This is a genomic window from Serratia symbiotica (assembly GCF_000821185.2).
Classification (GTDB): Bacteria; Pseudomonadota; Gammaproteobacteria; order Enterobacterales; family Enterobacteriaceae; genus Serratia; species Serratia symbiotica.
The window spans coordinates 2,693,524-2,718,621 of record NZ_CP050855.1; the positions used below are offsets into that span (position 1 = coordinate 2,693,524).

The 25,098-nt window shown below is 55.4% G+C and carries 23 protein-coding genes; 9 read left to right on the top strand and 14 right to left on the bottom strand.

Annotated features, from left to right (window positions below; genetic code table 11):
* Positions 1-123: 123 nt before the first annotated feature.
* On the top strand, positions 124-1,413 hold the full coding sequence (hemL, locus tag SYMBAF_RS13455; protein WP_040262754.1) for a glutamate-1-semialdehyde 2,1-aminomutase: 1,290 nt from the start codon (positions 124-126) through the stop codon (positions 1,411-1,413).
* Between the two features lie 58 nt (positions 1,414-1,471).
* On the opposite strand, the gene ampE is transcribed toward hemL, so the two are convergent.
* Entirely contained in the window at positions 1,472-2,326 is an 855-nt protein-coding gene (ampE, locus tag SYMBAF_RS13460) for a beta-lactamase regulator AmpE (protein ID WP_040262752.1), read from the bottom strand.
* A gap of 311 nt (positions 2,327-2,637) precedes the next feature.
* Between ampE and nadC the strand changes: the two genes are divergently transcribed.
* From nadC to hofC, 4 genes are all read left to right on the top strand, one after another.
* A complete protein-coding gene (nadC, locus tag SYMBAF_RS13465; protein WP_040262751.1) occupies positions 2,638-3,528 on the top strand; it encodes a carboxylating nicotinate-nucleotide diphosphorylase in 891 nt (296 codons plus the stop codon).
* Between the two features lie 183 nt (positions 3,529-3,711).
* Positions 3,712-4,149, top strand: a complete 438-nt coding sequence (gene ppdD / locus SYMBAF_RS13470) for a prepilin peptidase-dependent pilin (RefSeq protein WP_040262749.1) — start codon at positions 3,712-3,714, stop codon at positions 4,147-4,149.
* A gap of 5 nt (positions 4,150-4,154) precedes the next feature.
* Positions 4,155-5,603, top strand: coding sequence for a type II secretion system protein GspE (gspE, locus tag SYMBAF_RS13475; protein WP_040262884.1), 1,449 nt, complete (start codon positions 4,155-4,157; stop codon positions 5,601-5,603).
* Positions 5,600-6,799, top strand: coding sequence for a protein transport protein HofC (gene hofC, locus SYMBAF_RS13480; protein WP_040262747.1), 1,200 nt, complete (start codon positions 5,600-5,602; stop codon positions 6,797-6,799). The genes gspE and hofC overlap by 4 nt, the downstream gene beginning before the upstream one ends.
* Before the next feature lie 58 nt (positions 6,800-6,857).
* Here hofC and SYMBAF_RS13485 read toward each other — a convergent pair whose 3' ends face one another.
* On the bottom strand, positions 6,858-7,901 hold the full coding sequence (locus SYMBAF_RS13485) for a GMP reductase (protein WP_040262745.1): 1,044 nt from the start codon (positions 7,899-7,901) through the stop codon (positions 6,858-6,860).
* A 363-nt stretch (positions 7,902-8,264) separates the two neighbouring features.
* On the opposite strand from SYMBAF_RS13485, the gene coaE reads away from it, so the two are divergent.
* The 3 genes from coaE to yacG are packed head-to-tail and all read left to right on the top strand — an operon-like array spanning position 8,265 to position 9,866.
* Positions 8,265-8,879, top strand: a complete 615-nt coding sequence (gene coaE, locus SYMBAF_RS13490; RefSeq protein WP_040262738.1) for a dephospho-CoA kinase — start codon at positions 8,265-8,267, stop codon at positions 8,877-8,879.
* 5 nt (positions 8,880-8,884) lie between these two features.
* Entirely contained in the window at positions 8,885-9,637 is a 753-nt protein-coding gene (gene zapD, locus SYMBAF_RS13495; protein WP_040262736.1) for a cell division protein ZapD, read from the top strand.
* Between the two features lie 49 nt (positions 9,638-9,686).
* Positions 9,687-9,866, top strand: a complete 180-nt coding sequence (gene yacG, locus SYMBAF_RS13500) for a DNA gyrase inhibitor YacG (protein WP_040262734.1) — start codon at positions 9,687-9,689, stop codon at positions 9,864-9,866.
* Between the two features lie 179 nt (positions 9,867-10,045).
* On the opposite strand, the gene mutT is transcribed toward yacG, so the two are convergent.
* From mutT to secM, 3 genes are all read right to left on the bottom strand, one after another.
* Entirely contained in the window at positions 10,046-10,450 is a 405-nt protein-coding gene (mutT, locus tag SYMBAF_RS13505; RefSeq protein WP_040262732.1) for an 8-oxo-dGTP diphosphatase MutT, read from the bottom strand.
* Between the two features lie 264 nt (positions 10,451-10,714).
* Positions 10,715-13,426, bottom strand: a complete 2,712-nt coding sequence (gene secA, locus SYMBAF_RS13510) for a preprotein translocase subunit SecA (RefSeq protein ID WP_040262730.1) — start codon at positions 13,424-13,426, stop codon at positions 10,715-10,717.
* Between the two features lie 82 nt (positions 13,427-13,508).
* The gene (gene secM, locus SYMBAF_RS13515; RefSeq protein ID WP_040262882.1) at positions 13,509-14,042 is read right to left on the bottom strand and encodes a secA translation cis-regulator SecM; all 534 of its coding nucleotides are present in this window, start codon (positions 14,040-14,042) and stop codon (positions 13,509-13,511) included.
* Positions 14,043-14,067: 25 nt separating this feature from the next.
* On the opposite strand from secM, the gene SYMBAF_RS13520 reads away from it, so the two are divergent.
* Positions 14,068-14,574 (top strand): DUF721 domain-containing protein, encoded by a 507-nt coding sequence (locus SYMBAF_RS13520; RefSeq protein ID WP_040262727.1) that lies wholly within the window; start codon positions 14,068-14,070, stop codon positions 14,572-14,574.
* A 122-nt stretch (positions 14,575-14,696) separates the two neighbouring features.
* Here the strand turns inward: SYMBAF_RS13520 and lpxC are convergent, their stop codons facing one another.
* The 9 genes from lpxC to murD all read right to left on the bottom strand — a co-directional run bounded on the left by lpxC (position 14,697) and on the right by murD (position 25,096).
* Positions 14,697-15,614, bottom strand: a complete 918-nt coding sequence (gene lpxC / locus SYMBAF_RS13525; RefSeq protein WP_040262725.1) for a UDP-3-O-acyl-N-acetylglucosamine deacetylase — start codon at positions 15,612-15,614, stop codon at positions 14,697-14,699.
* 102 nt (positions 15,615-15,716) lie between these two features.
* Positions 15,717-16,868 carry a cell division protein FtsZ gene (ftsZ, locus tag SYMBAF_RS13530; RefSeq protein WP_040262723.1) on the bottom strand — a complete coding sequence of 384 codons (1,152 nt, stop codon included), beginning with the start codon at positions 16,866-16,868 and terminating at the stop codon, positions 15,717-15,719.
* A 74-nt stretch (positions 16,869-16,942) separates the two neighbouring features.
* Positions 16,943-18,199 carry a cell division protein FtsA gene (ftsA, locus tag SYMBAF_RS13535; protein WP_040262720.1) on the bottom strand — a complete coding sequence of 419 codons (1,257 nt, stop codon included), beginning with the start codon at positions 18,197-18,199 and terminating at the stop codon, positions 16,943-16,945.
* 2 nt (positions 18,200-18,201) lie between these two features.
* Positions 18,202-19,047, bottom strand: a complete 846-nt coding sequence (ftsQ, locus tag SYMBAF_RS13540) for a cell division protein FtsQ (protein WP_040262718.1) — start codon at positions 19,045-19,047, stop codon at positions 18,202-18,204.
* Between the two features lies 1 nt (position 19,048).
* On the bottom strand, positions 19,049-19,969 hold the full coding sequence (locus SYMBAF_RS13545) for a D-alanine--D-alanine ligase (RefSeq protein ID WP_040262716.1): 921 nt from the start codon (positions 19,967-19,969) through the stop codon (positions 19,049-19,051).
* Positions 19,962-21,437 (bottom strand): UDP-N-acetylmuramate--L-alanine ligase, encoded by a 1,476-nt coding sequence (murC, locus tag SYMBAF_RS13550; RefSeq protein ID WP_040262714.1) that lies wholly within the window; start codon positions 21,435-21,437, stop codon positions 19,962-19,964. Before murC ends, SYMBAF_RS13545 begins: the two co-directional genes overlap by 8 nt.
* 79 nt (positions 21,438-21,516) lie before the next feature.
* Positions 21,517-22,581, bottom strand: a complete 1,065-nt coding sequence (gene murG, locus SYMBAF_RS13555; protein WP_040262713.1) for an undecaprenyldiphospho-muramoylpentapeptide beta-N-acetylglucosaminyltransferase — start codon at positions 22,579-22,581, stop codon at positions 21,517-21,519.
* A 2-nt stretch (positions 22,582-22,583) separates the two neighbouring features.
* Complete coding sequence (gene ftsW / locus SYMBAF_RS13560; protein WP_040262712.1) at positions 22,584-23,780, bottom strand: cell division protein FtsW; 1,197 nt, start codon at positions 23,778-23,780, stop codon at positions 22,584-22,586.
* Positions 23,777-25,096, bottom strand: a complete 1,320-nt coding sequence (murD, locus tag SYMBAF_RS13565; RefSeq protein ID WP_040262711.1) for a UDP-N-acetylmuramoyl-L-alanine--D-glutamate ligase — start codon at positions 25,094-25,096, stop codon at positions 23,777-23,779. The genes ftsW and murD overlap by 4 nt, the downstream gene beginning before the upstream one ends.
* Between the last annotated feature and the right edge of the window lie 2 nt (positions 25,097-25,098).

The window sequence follows — 25,098 nt, forward strand, 5'->3', positions numbered from 1 at the left end:
TCCCAGTAGGCTCTTAGCCGCCCACTGCGACTCATCACTCTTTGTCGATGAACATTTCATAACGCGACACTCTCCTCTAGAATAGCGCGGTCAAATCATTCAAAAAAATCCAGGAGCCGATTTATGAGTTTACCCAGCAAATCCGCAAGTCTGTATGCCCAGGCGCAACAGGTGATCCCCGGTGGGGTTAACTCTCCGGTACGCGCTTTCACGGGTGTCGGCGGTGTGCCACTGTTTATCGAGCGGGCAGAGGGAGCATACCTGTTCGACGTCGATGGCAAAGCCTACATCGATTATGTCGGCTCCTGGGGGCCGATGGTGCTGGGGCACAATCACCCGGCGATCCGCAACGCGGTAATCGAAGCGGCACAGCGCGGCCTAAGCTTCGGTGCGCCAACCGAGATAGAAATCAGCATGGCGCAGTTGGTCACCGAACTGGTGCCGACCATGGATAAGGTGCGCATGGTTAACTCAGGCACCGAGGCCACCATGAGTGCCATTCGTCTGGCGCGTGGCTACACCCACCGCGATAAAATCATCAAGTTTGAAGGTTGCTACCACGGCCACGCCGACTGCCTACTGGTGAAAGCTGGTTCCGGCGCATTGACCCTCGGCCAGCCAAACTCGCCGGGCGTACCTGCGGACTTTGCCAAGCACACCCTCACCTGCACCTATAACGATTTGGACTCAGTGCGCACGGCGTTCGAGCAATACCCTTCAGAAATCGCCTGCATCATCGTCGAACCCGTGGCCGGCAACATGAACTGCGTACCCCCGCTACCGGAGTTCCTGCCGGGCCTGCGCACACTATGCGACGAATATGGCGCACTGCTGATCATCGATGAAGTGATGACCGGCTTCCGCGTAGCGCTGGCTGGGGCGCAGTCCTATTATCACGTCGAACCGGATCTGACCTGCCTGGGTAAAATTATCGGCGGTGGCATGCCGGTAGGAGCCTTCGGTGGACGCCGTGAGGTGATGGACGTGCTGGCACCAACCGGCCCGGTTTACCAAGCAGGAACCCTGTCCGGCAACCCGATCGCTATGGCAGCGGGCTACGCCTGCTTGACCGCAGTGTCGCAGGTAGGCGTACACCAGACACTGACCGAACTGACCGACAGGTTGGCGGAAGGTCTGCGGCACGCGGCGAAAGAAGAAAACATCCCACTGGTGGTCAACCATGTCGGCGGCATGTTCGGCTTGTTTTTCACTGACGCCTCAGCGGTCACCTGCTATCAGCAGGTCATGCAATGCAACGTGGAGCGCTTCAAGCGCTTTTTCCACCTGATGCTGGAAGAAAGCATCTATCTGGCACCCTCGGCGTTTGAAGCGGGCTTCATGTCCGTGGCACACAGTAAGGCAGATATTCAGCGCACTATCGACGCCGCGCAACGCTGCTTCGCCAAGCTGTAAGCTTGCACGGTAAAAACAACGGGAGCTGGCCGTAGCACCCGTTGTTTTTTGCTGCCATTTACAGCAGCATGCCGTAAATGGTCAGTAGCGCCACCACTACTACCAGGGTCACCGTCACCTGGCTCGCCAGCGCCACCGCAGCGCGCGGCGTCTGCAGCGGATCGCTATGCGGATCACGCGCTAGCGAGAATTGCGCTAACCGCGTCAGCACCTGATACGATGAAGAATGACGGTCACCCAAGGATGCAAACCAGGCTGGTAACGCTTTCTCACCATGCCTCAACAGCGCATAACCCACTCCCGCCACCCGTACCGGGAGCCAGTCCAGCCAGTTCAGCAACAGATCAATACCCGAATGTGAACGATCCAGCGGCGTAGGGTGGCGCGCCAGCCAGGTTTGATAAGCGCGCAAACAAGCATATCCCGCCAGTGCTATCGGCCCATAGGCTCCACAGACCACAAACCAGAATATCGGTGCCAGATAGTAGCGGAAGTTAATCCATAATAGCGCATTTTGCAGTGCGCGCAGGCGCAGCGCTTCGCTACAATCTATCGGCAAACCGTGGATCAGCGCCAGTTCTTCCGCCATCTGGTCGCTGGCGTGGCTATCCCCCTGCCGCACGGCCTGCAAATAGGCGTGGTAATGCTGGCGTTCAATGCCAGCCCCGATGCACAGCAAGCCAATAATAATCCACAGCAGTAGTGTCACTATGCCAAAGAACATCCCTTGCGCCAGCCACAGCATGCCCCACATTCCCCCCATCCAAGCGAGGGTCAATAGCAGCGTCTGCGCCAGCGACACCCGATGCAGCCGCTGGAACACCACCTCCAGGCGGTGATCCAACTGCCAGTGTTCACCCAGCTTGAACAGGCGTTCCCATGCCAAAACCAGTACTAGCGTAAACAACGTCATTAGCGACTCCTCTCCCTTTTCCTATTCTCAAGCATAGCGTTGTTCCAGAGATGCCCGTCAAACACCCGCCAGGCTAGGTCACACCACCGTGACGGAATGTCAGCAAAATAATAAGGATACCTTGCTGGATCACGCGTACCGGTAAACTGCCAAATCCGCCTAACGGCCAAACGCTGTGCAGTTAGCCCGCGCTGGTTACTCCATCATCAAGCCATTTCCCACTGCATCAGACACCGCTCGATGGTGGTACTTATTTTGGTAACAGGGTAGCATGTTCCCCCGTAATCCCACCGTCCATTTCGGAGTTTCCCATGCCGACACGCCGCTACAGTGCCCACCGCCGCCGCACCGAGCTTCTTGAACGAATTGACAGTGATATTCCCTATGCCGTCGCCCAGGCGCTACGTGAAGATCTGGGCGGTGTAGTCAACGCCGAGCGCGATCTTACCGCGCAATTGTTACCGGCGGCCAAACAGGCCAATGCTACCATCATCACCCGTGAAGCTGGCGTGTTCTGTGGCCAAGGCTGGCTGAACGAAGTCTTTATCCAACTGAGCAACCAGGTGAAGGTGACATGGCAGGTGTCGGACGGCGACCGCCTGACGCCGAATCAACCATTGTGTCATCTTAGCGGCCCAGCCCAAGTTCTGCTGGCCGGCGAGCGCACTGCGCTGAACTTTGTGCAGACGCTGTCCGGCGTGGCGACTGAGGTCAGCCGCTACGTGGCACTGCTGCACGGCACTCAAACCCGTCTGCTGGATACCCGCAAGACGCTACCCGGCTTGCGCACCGCGCTGAAATACGCGGTGCTGTGCGGTGGCGGCAACAACCATCGGTTGGGGTTATCCGATGCTTTCCTTATCAAGGAAAACCACATCATCGCCTGCGGTTCGATCAAAAACGCGGTAGAGAAAGCTTTTCGGCAGAATGCTGATATACCGATTGAAGTGGAGGTAGAATCGCTAGATGAGTTACAACAGGCACTGGACGCGGGTGCCGACATCGTGATGCTGGACAACTTCACCGTCGAGATGATGTACCAAGCGGTAGCACAAACCCAAGGCCGCGCCCAGCTAGAAGTCTCTGGCAACGTCACCAGCGAAACGCTGCGCACCTTTGCCGAAACCGGCGTGGACTATATTTCAGTGGGCGCACTGACCAAGCATGTGATTGCTCTCGACTTGTCGATGCGTTTCAAATAATTCCCCGCCGCTACGGCGGGGCGTTTTCGCGCCAAAATTGCGAGGCAAGCCCCAACTTTTTTTTTCCTGCTGCAACCGCGACAACTTGTATCAGAAGCACGCTGGGAAATGCGCCAAAGCGCCTCGAAACGCGCCATTGGGTCAACTACCCTGCCCTCCATACTGACATGGAGGAAACAACAAATGGAATCACAACGCGGTTTTACCCTGATTGAACTGATGGTGGTGATTGCTATTATCGCCATATTGAGCGCCATTGGCATTCCCACCTACCAAGGTTACATCCATAAAGCAGCGCTGGCCGACATGTTGCAGGTGATGACACCGTATAAAATGGCCGTAGAATTGTGCCTACTGGACGACGGTGTGCCAACCGACTGCAACGCCGGCAGCAAGGGCATTCCTACCAACGGCTCCTCGCGCTACGTCAGCGCGGTGCAAGTCAGCCGGGGGGTGATCACCCTCACTGGCGCTCAGACGCTGCTGGGGTTAAAAGTGGCGCTGACACCCACGCAAAATCCCGGTGGCCAAACTCGCTGGACTCGCCTATGCACCAGCGAAAACGCCAATCTGGCCAAGGTATGCCAGGATGTCTTCCACTTCGACACCGCCGTAGAGTAACGGTGATGGATGAGGCGATCAGCGAAGAAGTTCAGACCCTGTGTCAGCGCTATCAAGCGCTGGCACTCAGCGAAAACCACACCACCCTGACAGTTGCACTCAGCGAGGAGGCACCCCAGGGGTTGCTGGCGGCGCTGCGTTTCGCCACGGGCAAACGCATACACCTGGAGCAATGGCCAGCAGCCCGGCTTGAGCTGGCATTGCATCAGCGCCAACGACAGGTTGAACCGCCAGCACAAGCCACCGCCGAGTATCAACTCGATACCGCTTCCCTTGACGACGACAGCGATGCACCGGTGGTGCAGTTTATCAACCAAACGCTGCGTATAGCCATTCATCGCCGTGCCTCAGACGTTCACTTTGAGCCTTATCAACAGCGTTTTCGCGTCCGCTTGCGCATCGACGGCGTTTTGCAGGCCAGTGCATCACCGCCGCCTGAGTTGGCCACACGACTGAGCACCAGGCTGAAGATTATGGGGCAGTTAGATATTGCCGAACGCCGGTTGCCGCAAGACGGACAGTTCAGCCTGTGGCTGGATAACGCCCGTTATTCGATGCGTATCGCTACGCTACCAACGTTGCACGGTGAAAAAGTGGTATTGCGCATCCTGCCATCCGAGCGGCAGGAATTGCCGTTGGATCGGTTGGGGATGAGCCAGGCAGCGCTGGCGTGCTATACGGCGGCACTGGCCAATCCGCAGGGCATGATCCTGGTCACCGGCCCAACTGGCAGCGGCAAAACGATAACGTTATACAGCGGCCTGCGTCAATTGAATGACACGCAGAGCAACTTGTGCAGCGTCGAGGATCCGATCGAGATCCCGCTATTTGGTGTCAATCAAACCCAGGTCAACATCAAAACCGAACTGAGCTTCTCACGGGTGTTACGCGCCCTGCTGCGGCAAGATCCCGACGTCATCATGATCGGTGAAATACGCGATCGGGAAACCGCCGAGATCGCCGTTAAGGCTGCACAGACTGGCCATTTGGTGTTATCGACGCTGCATACCAACTCCACCGGCGAAACCCTGACGCGTCTGACGCACATGGGCATCCCCGGCTATCTGATCGCTGCCTGCCTGAAACTGGTGATCGCCCAGCGGCTGGTGCGCAGATTATGCGAACACTGCCGCTACCCACTGAATAAACCAGTACACTTTCCAGCCAACTTGTGGCCGGAGCCGCTGACTGCCTGGCAAGCCAATGGCTGCGAACACTGTTTTGGCGGCTACTATGGCCGCATTGGGGTCTATGAACTGTTGACCATTACACCGGAGGTGCAAACCGGTCTGCTGGAGAACACCTCCCCTCGCCAACTGGCAGACATCGCCTGTCTTCAGGGGCATATAACGTTGCTCCAAGCTGGGCTGGCTCTGGTTGCCAAAGGAGTCACCTCGCTAGAAGAGCTGTATCGCGTGGTAGATATCACCACAGAAGGTGGAGAACAGTCTTGAAGGCTCAGCGTTTGTTCCTCTGGCAAGCCATTAATGCTCAGGGTGAAGTGCTCTGTGGCGCACTGATGAGCAGCGAAAAACAGCAAGTCTGCCGCCAACTTATTGAACAGGGGCTACAACCGTGCCGGATCACGCACGGTAAACGCATCACACCCAGACAATGGCGTGGCGATCCACTGATCCACTTCACTCGTCAGCTCGCAACCTTGCTACAAGCGGGTCTGCCACTGGTCAATGCACTGCAATTTCTGGCTGCGGAACATCCTTCCCCTCCCTGGCGCTGCTTGTTGCAGCAGGTGAGTGAACGGGTGCAGCAAGGACACCCTTTTTCAGAGGTTATTGCCCAACAGCAGGCCGTCTTCCCGCTGATTTACCGCCAACTGATCGCCATCGGTGAACTGACCGGGCATCTGGATCATTGCTGCTGGCAACTAGCGCAACAACAGGAATCCCAGCAAAAGCTGCACAACAAGGTGGTTAAGGCACTACGCTATCCCTTGTTCGTTTGCACGATAGCGCTGCTGGTCAGCGTGCTGATGCTGGTGATGGTATTGCCGGAATTTGCCGGAGTTTATCAGTCTTTCGATGCGCCACTACCGGGATTTACCCAAGGGCTACTGCGCGTGTCCGCCCTGCTGATCAGCACAGGGCCATATTTTGCCCTGCTGCTGGGTAGTGCGATCTTTGGTTATTGTCGCTGGTTGCACCCGCAGCCGCAGTGGCGCCGCCGCGAGCAGGCAACTCAACTGCGGCTACCGCTGGTAGCCCGGTTGATCGAGGGAAGTGCGTTAAGCCAAATATTTCGCATCCTAGCTATGACCCAGCAAGCGGGATTGACGCTGGTGGAAGGGCTGAATGCGGCGGCGCTGGCGGTGGACAACCTGTTTTATCGGCAAGCGCTAGAACAAGTGCAGCGCGAGATCGCTCAAGGGGAAAGGTTTCACCAAGCCCTAAGTCATCAGCCGCTGTTTCCGGCACTTTGCCAGCAATTGGTACGGGTGGGTGAAGAATCCGGCTCGTTAGACAGTCTGCTCGACAAGCTGGCACAGTGTCATGAACGGCAAACGCTGGAACTGAGCGATACGCTGGCGCAGACGTTAGAACCTCTGCTGATGCTCGTGGTTGGCGGGATAGTCGGCGCGCTAGTGATCGCCATGTACCTGCCAATCTTTCAATTGGGGAACGTATTGGGGTAAACCAATGAGGACAACGGGACGCCAGCCAACTGCGCCCGCTGTCAGGACTTGGTGTGCGTTACTTGGTGCCGAAAATGCGGTTTTCTTGCTCAGCCACGCGGATGAAGGTGGTGCGTTTGGTCAGTTCCTTCAGGCGTTCCGCGCCAACATAAGTACAGGCGGAACGCAAACCACCAAGGATATCGCGCACGGTGTACTCAACTTCACCACGCAGCGGCAATTTAACGGTTTTTCCTTCCGCCGCACGGTAGTCAGCCACCCCGCCCGCATGGCGTTTCATCGCCGACTCGGAACTCATACCGTAGAACAGCATGAACATCTCGCCATTTTCTTCCACCACGGCGCCCTCACATTCATCGTGACCAGCCAGCATGCCACCCAGCATCACGAAGTCAGCACCACCGCCAAAGGCTTTGGCCACGTCGCCAGGCACCGAACAGCCACCGTCGCTGACGATCTGGCCACCCAGGCCGTGAGCCGCATCTGCACACTCGATCACGGCAGATAGCTGCGGATAGCCTACACCAGTTTTCACCCGGGTGGTACACACCGAGCCTGGGCCAATACCGACTTTAACCATATCGGCACCGGATAGGAGCAGTTCTTCCACCATTTCACCAGTGACCACGTTGCCGGCACAAATCACATGGTTCGGACAAGCCTCACGCGCCTTCTGTAAGAAGGCGACGAAAGACTCCGAGTAACCATTAGCCACATCGATACAAATGAACCTCAGTGCCGGAGACAGCGCCAAAATCTGCTTCATTTTGGCGAAGTCAGCTTCAGAGGTGCCAGTGGAAACCATCACATGACGCAATACCGACTCAGGCACGCGCTGTATAAAAGCCGCCCATTGCTCGACGCTGTAATGTTTGTGCACCGCAGTGAGAACATCAAAAGAAGCCAGAACCTCTGCCATGCGGAAGGTACCGACAGTATCCATATTGGCGGCGATAATCGGCACACCTGACCAGCGACTACCTGAATGTTTGAAGTTGAACTGGCGCTCCAGTCCAACTTCAGAACGGCTTTTCAACGTGGAGCGCTTAGGACGGATCAGCACATCTTTAAAGCCTAATTTCACATCTTCTTCAATACGCATGACTAATGATTCCCTGGTTTATGGCACAAGATCGCAGGAAGATATTCGACCCTATAAATTTCACGTTGCGGCCAGCTCGCGACGCTGTGGTTTGTAAAGGCAATAAGTAGATTAACGCCAGTTCCAGTGACACTATCATACGCGCTAATAAACACCGGACAAGACTGCGATTGCACGTTTATTTATGCCACAATCTGACAAATTAACCTGCGCATCCGCCGTGTGACTTCTCGCTGTTTTTTTCCTTCTCCAACTGCGCTTCTTATCGCCGTATAGAGCAGATGCCGCCTGCTGACTTGCACTTCTGCACGATCGCTTTATGATTCGTTTATATTTTTACGAATTTCGGATACCCCTAACATCATGGCCTACATTGTTGCGTTAACCGGGGGTATTGGCAGCGGCAAATCGACCGTAGCAAACGCCTTTGCGCGTCACGGCGTAGCCGTTGTCGATGCTGACGTGATTGCCCGGCAAGTTGTCGAGCCGGGCACCCCAGCCCTAGCGAAGATCGCTGAACGGTTTGGTAATGAAATATTGCTGGCGAGCGGTGCATTAAATCGTGCGGTGCTGCGCCAGAGGATCTTCAGCCAGCCTGATGGCAAAATCTGGCTGAATCAATTGTTGCATCCGCTGATCCGTCAGGAAACCCAACGCCAGTTGGCGCAGGCTACCAGCCCTTATGCTCTGTGGGTGGTGCCGCTGCTGGTAGAAAATGGCCTACAGGATCGTGCCGATCGAGTCTTAGTGATCGATGTCAACACAGAAACTCAACGAGCTAGAACCGTTGCGCGTGACGGTATCAGCCGCCAACAGGTACAGGATATTCTTTCCGCGCAGGCCACACGCGAGCAGCGTCTGGCCATTGCAGATGACATTATTGACAACAGCGGCATCGCTCTGGAGATAGAGCTATCAGTCGATGCACTGCATCGTCGCTACCTTGAACTGGCGGCATCAGCGCCCCAACAGGATTAAACTGCATGAGTGATGTTTCCCCAAGCGTTCTCTTTGAACATCCACTGAATGAAAAAATGCGTACCTGGCTGCGTATCGAGTTCTTATTGCAGCAGTTGTACGGCCAACAAGCTTTGAGCGAAACCGCCATCGCTCTAACCTTCTTCCGCACCCTATCCGATCTGCTGGACGTACTGGAACGCGGCGAAGTGCGCACCGAACTGCTAAAGGAGTTGGAACGCCAGCAGCAGAAACTGCTGACCTGGGTCGATGTGCCGGGCGTCGACATGCCGCTAATCGACCAACTGCGTAACCAACTTAAAGCGCGAGCGGCGGCACTGATGGCGGCACCGCGTCTCGGCCAGGCATTGCGCGAAGACAGGCTGATTAGCCTGGTGCGCCAACGACTGAGCATTCCCGGTGGTTGCTGTAGCTTCGATCTGCCGACCCTGCATATGTGGATGCACACCCCTCAACAGGATCGCGATGTCGATATCGTTAATTGGTTGCAGACGCTCGCACCGCTAAACCAGGCGCTAACCATGGCGCTGGATTTGATCCGTCAAACAGGGCCGTTTCGCAACCAAATAAGCCTGAACGGTTTCTTCCAGGGTAACGCCGAAGGGGCAGATATGCTGCGCCTGAGCATCAACCTGACACAACAACTCTACCCACAGATCTCTGGTCACAAGACCCGCTACGCTATTCGCTTCCTGCCGTTAGACAATGAGCATGGTGTGGTACCGGAACGTTTGGCCTTTGAATTGGCCTGTTGCTGAATAATTGACATAAAATCCATTCAGATGTGGCAAGGGGTAAAGAACCGTTATGACGTCCGTAGTAAAATGCCCAACCTGTGGCAATGACGTGGTATGGGGTGAGACCAGTCCCCACCGCCCGTTCTGCTGCAAGCGTTGCCAATTGATCGATCTTGGCGAGTGGGCCGATGAAGATAAACGCATTCCGAGCAATGACGATCTGTCGGAAAGTGACGACTGGAGTGAGTGACAAATCGATCGGATGCCGCAAAGCGGCATTCCGCAGGGGAAAAGTCACAGAGATGTGATTTCTACCCGATTTAAACGCTGCTTGTAGCGACTCTGAAAGGGTGAGATGCATGGCTGAAACCCAGTAGCTATCGCTGATTTGCCCCTATCGGGTCAGTGTTAACACCTAGGCTGTCTGCTTTATTGCGCAGTGTTGGCCTGTTCCACCAGCAATTTGACCATGTCGATGTTGGCTTGTGGGAATTCTTCCTCACGCAGGTCTGCCTGTTTCACCCAGCGCACTGGCTGGCCTTCACGGCCAAAAGGTTCGCCCATCCAGCCTTCTACCAGATAAAAATACAGCGTGACGATACGATCGCTGAAGCGATGCTCCAACACCTTCAGCAACGTTGCCTGCTCAGTTTCGATACCCGTCTCTTCACGCAACTCGCGGTTCAGCGCTTGCTCCGGCGTTTCGCCTTGTTCAATTTTGCCGCCGGGAAACTCCCAGAAATTTGCCATGTGCACATCGGCGGCACGGCGGGTAATAAAGATTTCCTGCTGAGCGTTACGGATAATGCCCACAGCGACGTTCAGATATTTCATCACACCCTCCAGATTGAGGCCCAAAAAACAGGGGTTCAGCAAGCTGATCCCCTGGGTGCCATCGGTTCTCCCATACTTCAAGCCGCATCTTTGTTGGCTACGTTCGCTCACCCCAGTCACTGACTTGAGTCAGTGACTGGGGATTAATAAACCTCATTCCTGAGGTTCAGTGCAAGCGCTGTTCAAATCGGTTTTTGACCGATTTGTCACTCAGTTGCCGTCTCGATGCTACTCGAATTATTTTGGGCATAAACGCGGCCCGGCTTACTTGTGCAGACGGCCATGGCATTGTTTGAATTTTTTGCCGGAACCACAGGGGCAAGGATCGTTGCGGCCAACTTTGCGTTCAGCGATCACCGGTACGTTAGCAACATCAGTGACCAACGCGTTCTCTTCGTAATGGCTGAGCCGTTGCTGCTGCGCCAGACGCTCAGCTTCTTCACGGCGCTGCTGCTCAAGCGCCTCAACCTCTTCCGGCATCCGCACCTGCACCTTGCTCAGCACACTGATCACTTCGTATTTCAGCGATTCCAGCATGGTAGCAAACATGTTGAAGGATTCGCGCTTGTACTCTTGCTTAGGATCCTTCTGTGCATAACCGCGCAGGTGAATGCCTTGACGCAGATAGTCCATCGCCGCCAGGTGCTCTTTCCACAGGGAATCCAGCGTTTGCAGCATCACGCCCTTCTCGAAGTTGCGCATCATCTCGCTGGTAACCACGTCTTCCTTGTGCAAATACTGTTGCTTAACATTCTCCAGGATACGCTCACGCAGCGTTTCTTCGTGCAGCTCAGGCTCTTTGTTCAGCCATTCGGCGATGGGCATTTCCAGGTCGAAATCGTTTTTCAGGCGTTCTTCCAACCCTTGAATATCCCACTCTTCTTCCAGCGATTGCGGCGTGATGTAGTTATCAATGGTACTCTTGAACACGTCCTCACGGATGCTGGCGATGGTTTCACTAACGTCAGACACATCCAGCAGTTCGTTACGCTGGCTGTAGATGGCGCGGCGCTGATCGTTGGCGACATCGTCATATTCCAGCAGTTGCTTGCGGATATCAAAGTTGCGGCTTTCCACTTTACGCTGGGCATTGGCGATCGCTTTGGTCACCCATGGGTGTTCAATCGCTTCGCCCTCTTTCATGCCCAGTTTGCGCATCATGCCAGAAACGCGATCCGACGCAAAGATGCGCATCAGGGCATCTTCCATCGATAGGTAAAAACGGGATGAGCCGGCGTCACCTTGACGGCCAGAACGGCCACGTAGCTGGTTATCGATACGGCGTGATTCATGGCGCTCGGTGCCGATAATGTGCAGGCCACCCGCTGCCAGTACCGCATCGTGACGTACTTGCCAGGCATCCTTGATGGCAGCGATTTGCTCTTTGGTCGGTTCTTCCAACTGAGCAACTTCCGCCTGCCAATTGCCGCCTAATACAATATCAGTGCCACGACCCGCCATGTTGGTGGCGATGGTTACCGCGCCGCTCTGACCGGCCTGTGCCACGATGTCCGCTTCCATAGCATGGAATTTAGCGTTAAGTACTTTGTGGTCGATGCCTGCTTTGGTCAGTTCGCGGGAGACCACCTCGGATTTTTCGATCGAGATGGTCCCCACCAACACCGGCTGGCCGTTGGCGGTGCGCTCGCGGATATCATCAATGATCGCGCCAATCTTCTCCATCTCGGTCAAGTAAACCAGATCCGGCATGTCTTTACGGATCATTGGACGGTTGGTTGGCACCACAATGGTATCCAGCCTGTAGATAGAGCTAAATTCAAAGGCTTCGGTGTCGGCAGTACCGGTCATGCCCGCCAGCTTTTCGTATAGGCGGAAGTAGTTCTGGAAGGTGATGGCGGCCAGTGTCTGGTTCTCATTCTGGATCGCCACGCCCTCTTTGGCTTCCACTGCCTGGTGCAGGCCATCTGACCAGCGGCGGCCCTGCATGGTGCGGCCAGTGTGTTCATCAACGATGATCACTTCCCCGTCTTTAACGATGTAGTCAACATCGCGGTTGAACAACACATGGGCGCGCAGCGCGGCGGTGACATGGTGCATCAGCATGATGTTGGTCGGAGAGTACAGTGACTCGCCTGCTTCCATAATGCCAGCTTCTACCAGCATTTCTTCGATCAAAATCAGGCCACGTTCGGTCAGGTGCACCTGACGCGCTTTTTCATCCACTGAGAAGTGACCTTCGCCCTGGAAGGAATCAGAGTCTTCTTTTTCCTGACGGATCAGTTTAGGGATCAATGTGTTAACTCTGATGTACATCTCGGAGCTATCTTCAGCAGGCCCGGAGATAATCAGCGGGGTACGCGCTTCATCGATCAGGATAGAATCCACCTCATCCACCAGTGCATAGTGCAATTCGCGCTGAACCCGTTCCTCCGGGCTAAACGCCATGTTGTCACGCAGGTAGTCAAAGCCGTATTCGTTGTTAGTGCCGTAGGTGATATCTGCGGCGTAAGCTTCACGCTTGGCCGGTGCCGACATGCCAGGCAAGTTGATGCCAATGCTCAGGCCGAGAAATTCGAACAACGGGCGGTTGTTTTCGGCGTCACGTTGCGCCAGATAATCGTTGACGGTCACCACATGCACACCGCGACCACCCAGGGCATTCAAATAGGCAGGCAGGGTGGCGGTCAGGGTTTTACCTTCACCGGTACGCATCTCAGCAATGCAGCGGTCGTTCAGCACCATACCGCCCAACAGTTGTACATCGAAGTGACGCATACCGAATACACGCTTACTCGCCTCACGCACTACGGCAAACGCTTCTGGGATCAGGTTTTCCAACACCTCGCCTTTTTCCAGACGCGCGCGGAATTCGTTGGTTTTGGCTCTCAGTTCATCATCGGACAATTTCTCTATGTCCGGTTCCCTCTGGTTGATCTGCTCAACCACTTTGCGCATGCGGCGCAGCGTACGATCGTTACGGCTACCAAAAACTTTGGTCAATAATTTTACTAACATGATGTTTGATATCTCTGTCATGACAGCCCAAAGTGGCCATCAACTTGCTGTATTTGGTGTTTTTGTCGCCCAATGGGCAAAGTCAGCCGAGAACGCCAGGCCCGGCGCGAATGCCCAGCACCTGCGCCAGCCACAGTCCGGTTTGATGCAGGGCCAGTGCGGGCAGCACGTTATAATGAATGTAACGAATGATGGTCGGCGGCTTCGGTTCATGTGTCAACAACGCGTTGAGGGTGGAAAGCAGCGCCAACTGTGCCACCTGTGACGGAGGTTCCACCGCTTCAGTTTCGTTTTCCAGCCCCCGCATATACACCGTCTGCGGTGCCAATGCGAAAGAAAGGTGACGAATGATGGTGCGTAGCGCATGCTGGTGCCAATAGTCAACGCTGAATGCCGGGCGGCTGCGTGCTTCCTGCAACAGCACCAGTCTGTTATAAGCACCGCTGGCTGAGTTTTGCCGATTAAAGCTAGAGGAGGTACTCGGCAACGCAGCCGGATCGGTCTTGCCTGCTAAGCTTGAAGGTATGCCAAGCGTGGCCGCAACCATCCCTAACAGGAGATGGGGCCAGAAATAACGTCTGCCAAATTGTCGCCAACGATTTAGAATACCGATCACGAGATTACAATCCGCCGGAGCCATTATGCGCGATAGCCGTCCACAATTATTAGATGTCCTGTTCGACGACGCCCTCACCGCAGACAAAGCACCGCTGCATAACGTCCAGCAACACGCGCTGGCACTGCTCAAGCTTAACCGTGCAGTGAAGAGCTTGTTACCCGCTCAACTACATCTTTGGTGCCGCGTCGCGAACGTCCGACAAGGTATTTTAGTGTTAGAAGCGGCAAATGCCAGTTGGATGATGCGCTTGCGCTACGAACAACCCATGTTGCTCTCTACACTACGAGCGCAAATTCTACCATCATTGTCGTCAATCGACATTAGGATTAATCCAGGCTTGATGGCGAATGGGGAGCATCGGGTTAAAAACACGCAGCAAGCCACACCATTACGACGTCATCTGAGCCAAGAAAGCGCTAGGGCAGTGATGGGATTGGCGAACCACAGCCCGGAGAAGCTGCGCAAGATATTGGAAAAACTGGCTGCATTGGCCGGAGAGAGTACCAACGCAACCCGTCATGATAAGTAGCCAACGACACGGTATTGGGCCTACAAAACCACCCACAGCCAATATTCACCTCATCAGAGGCCTAAATTGCCAGGCCCTCGCGAGTCAGTGACCACTGCTGCCGGTATCCCAACAACGGCGATTTACGCCAATACAGTGGACGGTGCCTTGAATGCCAACGGCATTTCCGCTTCATCCTGGAAGGTGACGTATTCCCACGCTTCCTGCCTGGCCAACACGGCCTGCAACAGTTTGTTGTTCAACGCATGGCCTGACTTGTACGCGGTAAACGCACCAATGATGTTGTGGCCGCACATGAATAAGTCGCCGATAGCATCCAGCATTTTGTGACGTACAAATTCATCTTCGAAACGCAGGCCGTCTTCGTTCAGTACGCGGTAATCATCCACCACGATGGCACAGTCGAAGCTGCCGCCCAAGGCCAAACCGCGAGACTGGAGATATTCGATATCACGCATGAAACCAAAGGTACGCGCACGGCTGATTTGACGCACAAACGAGTCGGCCGAGAAATCAAGGAGATAACGTTGCGCACTGGCGTCGATAGCCGGGTGGTTGAAGTCAATAGTGAAATCCAGACGGAACCCGTTATGCGCAGACAGCTCGGCCCACTTGTCGCCATCTTCAACACGCACGCGGTCTTTCAGACGCAGGAATTTCTTCGCGCAGTTCAGTTCTTCAATGCCAGCATCCAGTAACAGGAACACAAACGGGCTGGCGCTGCCGTCCATGATGGGGATTTCGGCGGCGTCAACATCAATGATGATATTGTCGATGCCAAGCCCCGCCAATGCAGCGTTAAGGTGTTCAACGGTAGAGATACGCACGTCATGCTCATTCACTAGACAAGTACAAAGCATGGTATCACGCACGGATTTTGCATCAGCCGGAAAATCAACCGGTGGATTCAAGTCAGTGCGACGATAGATGACCCCGGTATTCGCCGGCGCGGGGCGCATTGTCAGCGTGACTTTCTTGCCGGTATGCAAACCGACGCCTGTCGCCTGAACAATACGTTTTAATGTCCTTTGTTTGATCATCGTTTTATCTCGCAATGTTATCCATCCTACCGACCAAGCCTATAGCATAGCCAGCGGAACAGTTTAGCACAAAGAGCGGAGGTTCCAAATTTTCAGGATATTCTAATCCGCCTGCTTACGCAGGAAGGCGGGAATATCAAGATAGTCTGGCTCTTTATTCGGCTGCATAGCTTGATCGTTAACCACCTTGGCCGGTTTCACTTCCTGCGGCAACGGTGACATGCCGTGCTGCTGATAGCGATGATCCAACACGGGCTGACTGGCCTGTTTGTTGGTCACCAGGGTGATTTCAGGACGTTTGTCCATACCGATACCCGTTGCCACCACGGTGACACGCAGTTCATCGTTCATCTCCGGATCCAGCGAAGTACCGATAACCACAGTGGCGTTGTCGGAAGCGAAGGCACGAATGGTGTTACCCACGGTTTCGAACTCATCCAAACGCAGATCGAAGCCAGCCGTGATGTTGACCAGCACGCCGCGAGCGCCAGACAAGTCGATATCTTCTAGCAGTGGGCTGGAGATCGCCATTTCGGCTGCTTCTTCAGCACGGTCTTCACCGCAGGCAATACCGGAACCCATCATCGCGTAGCCCATTTCGGACATTACGGTACGCACATCAGCAAAGTCGACGTTCATCAGACCTGGGCGGGTGATCAGTTCGGCGATCCCCTGCACCGCACCTTTCAGCACGTCGTTGGCCGCGCCGAACGCGTCTAGCAGGGAAATGCCACGACCCAAAACTTTCAACAGTTTATCGTTCGGGATGGTGATCAGGGAGTCCACATGTTTGGACAATTCGGCGATGCCCTGCTCGGCAAACGCCATACGTTTCTTGCCTTCAAAATTGAACGGCTTGGTCACCACGGCCACGGTTAGAATACCCAGATCCTTAGCCACTTCAGCCACCACTGGTGCTGCACCAGTCCCCGTACCGCCACCCATACCCGCTGCGATGAACACCATATCTGCGCCATCCAGTGCGGTGCGCAGGGCTTCACGATCCTCTTCCGCTGAATTACGGCCCACCTCCGGGTTCGCACCCGCCCCCAGACCTTTGGTGATAGCACTGCCAATCTGGATAGTTTGGCCAACTGCCGTTTTACGAAGCGCCTGAGCGTCTGTATTAACGGCAAAGAATTCAACACCTTCGATGTGCTCGCGCACCATGTGTTCAACGGCGTTGCCACCGCCACCGCCGACGCCGATGACTTTAATCACCGCGTCATTGGTTAGTTCCATTGGTTCAAACATAGTTTTTCTCCGTTTTCTGCCTGTCGCTGCAAGATCATAAAAAGATGGCTCAGCATGATCTCTTTGTTAAGACATTAAAATTCTTTTCTCAGCCAGCTATTGATGCGTTTAAACCAATTGCCCACCGAGGCGCGTTTTTCTACCTCTGCCTCACTATTCAGGTGACATTCTTTTCCATAGTGCAGCAGACCTACCGCCGTAGAGTAGTAAGGCTCCTGCGCATAATCCGTTAGACCTGTGATGTTCAAGGGTTGACCAACGCGTACCTGGGTGTGGAACACCCGTTGCGCACAGGCTGCCAAGCCATCAATTTGGGCGGCACCGCCGGTCAGCACAATACCCGCTGCCAGATGATGCTTTACCCCTTGCTGACGCAATTGCTCCTGCAATTGCAAAATTTCATCATTAACCAGATTCAACAATTCGGTGTAGCGTGGCTCGATGACTTCAGCCAGTGTCTGTCTTTGCAGACTGCGCGGAGGACGCCCCCCAACACTAGGCACCTCTACACTCTCATCCTTGCTCACAACCGACCCAAGCGCACAGCCGTGCCGAACTTTGATAGCCTCCGCATCGGTCGGCGGTGTGCCGAAGGCGTAGGCAATATCACTGGTGACCACGTTTCCGGCGTAGGGGATCACTTTGGTGTGGCGTAGCGCACCACCGGTGTACACCGCCATATCCATGGTGCCGCCCCCGATGTCCACTACACAGACACCCAGTTCGCGCTCATCTTCAGTCAGTACCGCATAGCTGGCAGCCAGACCGGCAAAAATAAGTTGGTCAACTTTCAAACCGCAACGTTCTACGGCTTTGACAATGTTCTTCGCCATATCATTATGGCAGGTGATCAGGTGCACCTTGGCCTGCATGCGCACACCAGACAGCCCGACCGGGTTCTTGATGCCTTCCTGATAGTCGATGGCGTATTCCTGAGGGATCACATGCAAGATGCGGTGTTCGTCGCGGACACGCACCGATTTAGCGGTATGCACCACGTTTTCCACATCTTCCTGAGTCACTTCCTCTTCTGAGATAGGAACCATCCCTATTTCGTTCTGGCAACTGATATGTTTCCCCGATAATGCGAGGTAAACTGAAGAAATTTGGCAATCCGCCATCAGTTCGGCCTGATCAATCGCACGCTGTACACACTTCACTACCGACTCCAGATCGTTGACGCCGCCCTTATCCATACCGCGCGACGGGCAACCTCCTACCCCGATAATATTGACCATGCCATCGGGCAGAATTTCTCCCACCAGTGCGGAGACTTTTGCAGTCCCGATCTCCAGTCCAACTACCAGTTTTCTGTCCGTCGACTTGATCATTGTTATTTTGCCTGTGCCTGATTCTGTTGCTGATTACTGTTTTGCTGAGCCTCAACCGCTTGCGAGTCGATGAGCAACGGTGCCCAACCTACCGAGGCACCAGATTCATAGCGCAAATCGACATAACTGACGCGCTTACTTTCCGCCTGAGCCTGCTGCTGCAATAGCGGATAAAGCTCGATAAACCGCTGTAGACGACCTATGCGGTCATCACGCCCCAGTTCCAAGCGAGCGTTATTATCCAAAGCCAACTGCCAGGAATGGCGTGCGCTCATCGCTACCATTTTTAGCGTATATTTGCTGGCAGCTAACATGCTGCCCATGGCACGGTAACCCTCCAGCACCTCCTTTTCGCTACCTTCCGGGCCGTAGAGCAGCGGCAATGTCTGTTTGCCCACCCACTCTGTTGGTTCGCTGAACGATGTGCCATCAGCATCCACCCTATGCAAATCATTCCAACGCGCTACCGGCACATACTCCACCAGGTGGATTTTCAGTTCATCCGGCCATTGCTTACGCACGCTAACCTGCTTGATCCATGGCAGTCGCTCAATCTGCTGCTGGATGACATCGACATCCTGCGTCATAAACGTCCCTGGTGCGCCCAGTACCAGGATCGCCTGGCGGATATCATCATTGGTGGTGTAGTCACGTTCCCCGGTTACCACCAGCCGCGAAAGCGGCTGGTGGCTGGCGTCTTTCATCCAGCTAATCACCGCCCAACCGCTCCATAGGATCGTTCCTAGCACCAGCAGCAGGAAGATCATCCCCGCCAATTGGGTTCCATTGCTGCGGCGCGAGTTGCTTCCCACCTCGCGATCGCGCGCATTCAGAGCCGCTTGCGGCATATCACTCGGCCAACGCCAAAATTCTCGTTACCAATTGCGAGAAGCTTAGTCCAAACTGGCGCGCTGCCATCGGCACCAGGCTATTGTTGGTCATGCCGGGAGACGTATTCACCTCAAGCAGATAGAAGCTACCATCGCTATCCTGCATCAGGTCTATACGACCCCAGCCACGACAGTCCAGCGCACGGTAGGCGCGTAGCGCCAGCGCTGCCATCTCGGCTTCTTGTTCCGCGCTCAGGCCGCTTGGGCAAAAGTACTGGGTATTACCCGAGAGGTACTTGGCCTGGTAATCGTAGAACCTACCTGCGGGCTGAATGCGGATCGACGGCAGAACTTGATCGCCCAACATCGCCACGGTGTATTCCGGGCCGCTCAGCCACTTTTCCACCAGCACTTCGTCGTCATAACGAAAAGCCTCTTCCAGCGCTACCTCAAGTGCGCTGCTTTCGCTAACCTTGCTCATACCAACGCTGGAGCCTTCGCGGCTCGGTTTGACGATCAACGGAAAGCCTAGCGAAGCGAGGCGATCTAGTAGCGCTGCTTTTTCATCGCCAGCGTACTGCTTACGATTTAGCGCCACATAAGGTGCTACCGGCAACTCCATCGACTGCCACAACATTTTGCTGCGCCATTTGTCGATGCCCAGCGCTGACGCCATCACGCCGCTGCCGGTATAAGGCAATTCAAGTAACTCCAGCAGCCCCTGTATGGTGCCATCCTCACCGCCACGGCCGTGCAGCGAGATAAATACTTTATTGAACCCCTGCGCTTTTAACTGGATCACCGGGAAGTCGCGCGGGTCAATGCCATGGGCGTCGATACCGCCTTCTCGTAGCCCGGCTATTACGGCAGCACCGGATTGCAGTGAAATTTCACGTTCAGCGGAAGTGCCCCCTAGCAGTACAGCAACTTTATCAGCCATGATATTCTTCCTCTTTTTTCTGTGGTTGCAATTTCACTTCAGCTAATTTTCTGGCGATTTTACCTACGTTTCCGGCACCCTGCACCAGCACCAAATCATCGGCCTGTAACAGTTGTGCCAAGATTTCCGGCACGCTGTCAGCATCGGAAACCAAAATCGGGTCCAGCTTGCCACGGCTGCGGATAGTGCGGCACAACGCACGACTGTCCGCACCCGGGATCGGCGTTTCACCCGCCGCGTATACCTCAAGCATCAGCAGCACATCTACCTGCGACAGCACGTTAGCAAAATCGTCGTACAAGTCACGGGTACGCGTATAGCGATGAGGCTGGAAAATCATCACTAAGCGTTTGTCCGGCCAACCGGCGCGTGCTGCTTGCAGCGTGGCATCCACTTCAGTGGGATGATGACCGTAATCGTCCACCAGCATTGCGCTGCCTGCTTTGCCGTTGACCGTAGCCAGCGGGAACTCTCCAAGGAAGTCGAAGCGACGCCCCGTGCCTTGAAAACTCGCCAACGCGCGCAAAATATCTTCGTCGTCAATGCCTTCTTCGGTCGCTACCGCCGCCGCCGCCGCCGCGTTCAGCGCATTGTGGCGACCCGGTGCATTGAGGGTCACCGTTATCAGTGGCTTGTCCTGCCGGCTCAGAGTAAAGCACCCCTGAGCACCTAGCTGGTGGTAATTTTCGATGCGCACGTCAGCATCGTTACTAAAGCCGTAAGTGGTGATGTGGCGACCTACGCATGGCAATAACTCCCGTACTACCGGATCATCAATGCACATCACCGCACGGCCGTAGAACGGCAGGTTGTGCAAGAAATTGATAAAGGTCTGCTTCAGGTTTTCAAAATCACCCTGGTAAGTGTCCATATGGTCAGCTTCAATGTTGGTGATGATCGCCACCATCGGCTGTAGATGCAGGAACGATGCATCGCTCTCATCCGCTTCTGCAATCAGGAAACGGCTGGAGCCTAAACGCGCATGGGTTCCCGCCGCTTTCACCAACCCGCCGTTGACAAAGGTCGGATCCAGGTCGGCTTCGGCATAAATACTTGATACCATCGCCGTAGTGGTGGTTTTGCCGTGCGTACCGGCGACAGCAATGCCATGGCGAAAACGCATTAATTCGGCCAGCATCTCGGCACGACGGATCACCGGGATGCGGGCTTCACGGGCGGCGACAATCTCCGGGTTATCGGCGGAGATGGCGCTAGACACCACCACCACGCTCGCATCCAGCACATTTTCCGTGCGGTGATTAAAGTAAATCGTCGCTCCGAGCGCACTCAACTGTTGGGTTACTGGGTTCGGTGCCAGATCGGAGCCGCTGATCTGATAACCTTCGTTAGCCAACACTTCGGCGATACCTCCCATGCCAGCACCACCGATGCCGACAAAGTGGATGTGCCGGACGCGTCGCATCTCAGGCACTATAGTACGTAGTTTCGCCAATTGTTGTGTATTCATCACTCTCTCTAATCCAGGTTCGGCTTGCCGGCCCCTTACTGACTCTTTAATTCAGATCCGGCGTACCGAATCTGTGCATTTATTTGGCGGCTCGTATCAGTTCCGCCGCCACACGCTCGGTGGCGTCAGGAATGGCCACCGAGCGTGCCTTTTCGGCCATCGCCAACAACATCGGGCGATGCCAACTCGCCAACAGCTCGCACACCGTATCAGCGTTGAACTGTGGCTGTTCGATAATCTTCGCCGCGCCGGCCTCTTCCAGTGGGAGGGCGTTCCAGTACTGCTGACGATCCTGATGCTGGAACGGCACAAAAATCGCCGGCAGACCCGCTGCGGCAACCTCGCTGACAGTGAGCGCGCCGGAACGGCACACCACCACGTCAGCCCAGGCGTAGGCGACGGCCATATCATCAATAAACTCGGTCACTTTATGCTGCGTCTGCCCTGCCCTCTCGTAGTCGCGCAGCCCCCTCTCCAGAGCGCCTTTACCTACCTGATGCCAGAGCGTGATGCTATCGCCCAAGCGCGCCGCGATTTCAGGCACTGTCTGGTTAAGCACCTGCGCGCCCTGACTCCCACCAATCACTAGCACGCGGATGGGGCCTTCTCGCCCTTGCAGGCGTTCAGTTGGCAATGGCAGAGCCAGCACATCACGGCGTAACGGGTTACCCACCACCTCAGCGTTCGGGAACGCACCGGGAAAAGCCTGCAATACCGTTTTAGCGATACGCGCCAGCCAGCGGTTGGTCAAACCAGCGATGCCGTTCTGCTCGTGCAGTACCACTGGGATGCCGCAAAGCCAAGCTGCCAAGCCACCGGGGCCGGAAACATACCCCCCCATGCCCAGCACCACGTCCGGCTGGAAGCGGCGCATGATTAGCTGCGCCTGCCGTACCGCCTGCCAGATGCGCAGCGGTGCGCTCAGTTGAGCCTTCAGCCCTTTACCACGTAGGCCGGAAATACGGATGAAATCAATCTCAATGCCGTGCCTCGGCACCAAATCGGCTTCCATTCGGTCTGCGGTGCCAAGCCAACGCACCTGCCAGCCCTGCGCCATCAGATGATGCGCAACCGCCAGCCCTGGGAACACATGCCCACCGGTACCGCCTGCCATCACCATTAAACGCTTAGGTTTCCCGCTCATCCTTACCTCTTCACAAACGCCTGGGCTTTGGCCAGGCGCGTTTCATAATCAATACGCAACAACAGCACGATCGCAGTCGACATAATCAGCAGGCTCGAACCGCCATAGCTGATCAGCGGCAACGTCAAACCTTTGGTCGGTAACAGGCCAGCGGCAGCACCGACGTTAACCAGTGCCTGAAAGCTGAACCACACGCCAATCGAGCAGGCCAGGAAGCCGGAAAATCGTTGATCACTCGCCAAGGCGCGGCGACCGATCGACATCGCGCGAAAAGCGACGAAGAATACCATCAACAAGGTTAAAACCACACCGATATAGCCCAGTTCTTCACCTAAAATCGAGAAAATGAAGTCAGTGTGCGCCTCTGGCAAATATTCCAATTTTTGCACCGAGTTACCTAGCCCTTGCCCCCATAACTCGCCACGGCCAAACGCCATTAACGACTGGGTCAGTTGGTAGCCGCTGCCAAACTGATCGGCCCAGGGGTTCCAGAACGATGTCACACGGCGCATACGGTAAGGTTCGGCAATAATCAGCAGCACCACAGCGAACACGCCAGAGCCGATGATCGCCAGGAACTGCCACATCTTCGCCCCTGCCAGGAACAACATCGCCAAGGTAGTGATAAACAGCACCACCACGGTGCCAAGATCCGGCTGTGCCAGCAGCAACACTGCCAACACCACCATCACCCCCATCGGCTTGCAGAAGCCCCAAAAGTTGCTGCGCACCTCTTCAACCTTGCGCACCAGATAGCTCGCCAGATAGCAGAATAGCGACAGCTTGGACAACTCCGCTGGCTGAATGCGCAACGGGCCTAGCGCGATCCAGCGCGATGCCCCGTTTACCGAGCTGCCGACCACCAGCACGATCAGTAACATCACCATCGACATCAACAACATCACGCTGCTGTAACGCTGCCAAACGTCCATCGGGATACGCAACGTCACCATCGATAGGCCAAAGGCCACGCCGAGATACAACGCGTCACGCTTGGCGAATAGGAAAGGATCGTCCGCCAGACGCTGGCCGATCGGCATTGAAGCCGATGTCACCATCACAAAGCCGATAATCGCCAAACCAAAGGTCAGCCACAGTAGTGTGCTGTCGTACATCACCTTGGCAGAATCGTCGCGTGATCCCGCCGCCCAGTTTTTTACCCCTTCTCTCAGCCCAAAGTTCGGCAAGCGTAGTCTCATCCGCCAAGCTCCTGTGCCAAGCGGACGAAACTATCACCACGCACTTCAAAATTACGGAACTGATCAAGGCTGGCGCACGCCGGTGACAACAACACCATATCACCAGGTTGTACCCGACAGGCGATGTCACGCATCGCCTGTTCCAGGGTTTCGGTCAAGGTGGCTACCGCGGGACGCAACTGCACCAACTGTGCGCCGTCGCGGCCAAAACAGTACAGACGCACATTGTCGCCTTGCAGATAGCGTACCAGCGGGGAAAAATCCGCAGACTTGCCGTCACCACCCAGCAGCAGATGCAGCATACCCTCCACTTGCAACCCCTTCAGCGCCGCTTCGGTACTGCCAACGTTGGTGGCTTTGGAATCGTTGATCCAGCGCACGCCATTGCATTCCCACACCCACTGAAAACGGTGCGGCAGGCCGGTGAAGGTAGTCAGTGCCTTCAGGCTGGAGGCACGCGGGATATTGACCGCATCAGCCAGCGCCAGTGCCGCCAGGGCATTGGTGTAGTTATGACGGCCAGTCAGCTTCATCTCGCGGGTATTCAGCACTTTCTCACCACGCACCCGTAACCAGGTTTCGCCTTGCTGACAGTTCAGGTGGTAGTCGCCCACATCCACACCGAAGCTGACGCAGCGTGCGTCAGTACCGCGCACCGGCAGGGTCAATGTGTCGTCGGTATTCACTACGCAAACACCCGCGTTCTCATAAACGCGCAATTTGGCCACGCGATACTGCTGTAAACCAAACGGATAGCGATCCATATGATCTTCGGTGACATTCAGCATAGTCGCCGCTGCCGCCCGCAGGCTATGGGTGGTTTCCAGTTGGAAGCTCGATAGCTCCAGCACGTACAGTTGACATTCCTGACGCAGCAAGCTCAACGCCGGCAGGCCGATATTGCCGCCAATGCCCACCGCCCAGCCAGCGGCTTTCGCCATCTCACCCACCAAGGTGGTGACGGTGCTTTTGCCATTGGAGCCGGTGATCGCCACGATGGGTGCCTGTGCTTCGCGACAGAATAGTTCAACATCGCCGACGATTTCCACGCCGGCGTCTGCTGCGGCGCTCAACGCCGGCGTCGCCAGCGCAACGCCTGGGCTGACGACGATCAAATCCGCCGCCAGCAGCCAGCCCTGATGCAGGCTGCCTAGGTGGCATTCTAGGCTTCCAGGCAACGTATCCAGCCCTGGCGGTGAGACGCGGGTATCCATAACGCGTGGCATGATGCCGCGCGCCATAAAGAAATCAACACAGGCCAGCCCAGTGAGCCCCAACCCAATGATGACGACTTTTTTACCCTGATAATCTGCCATGA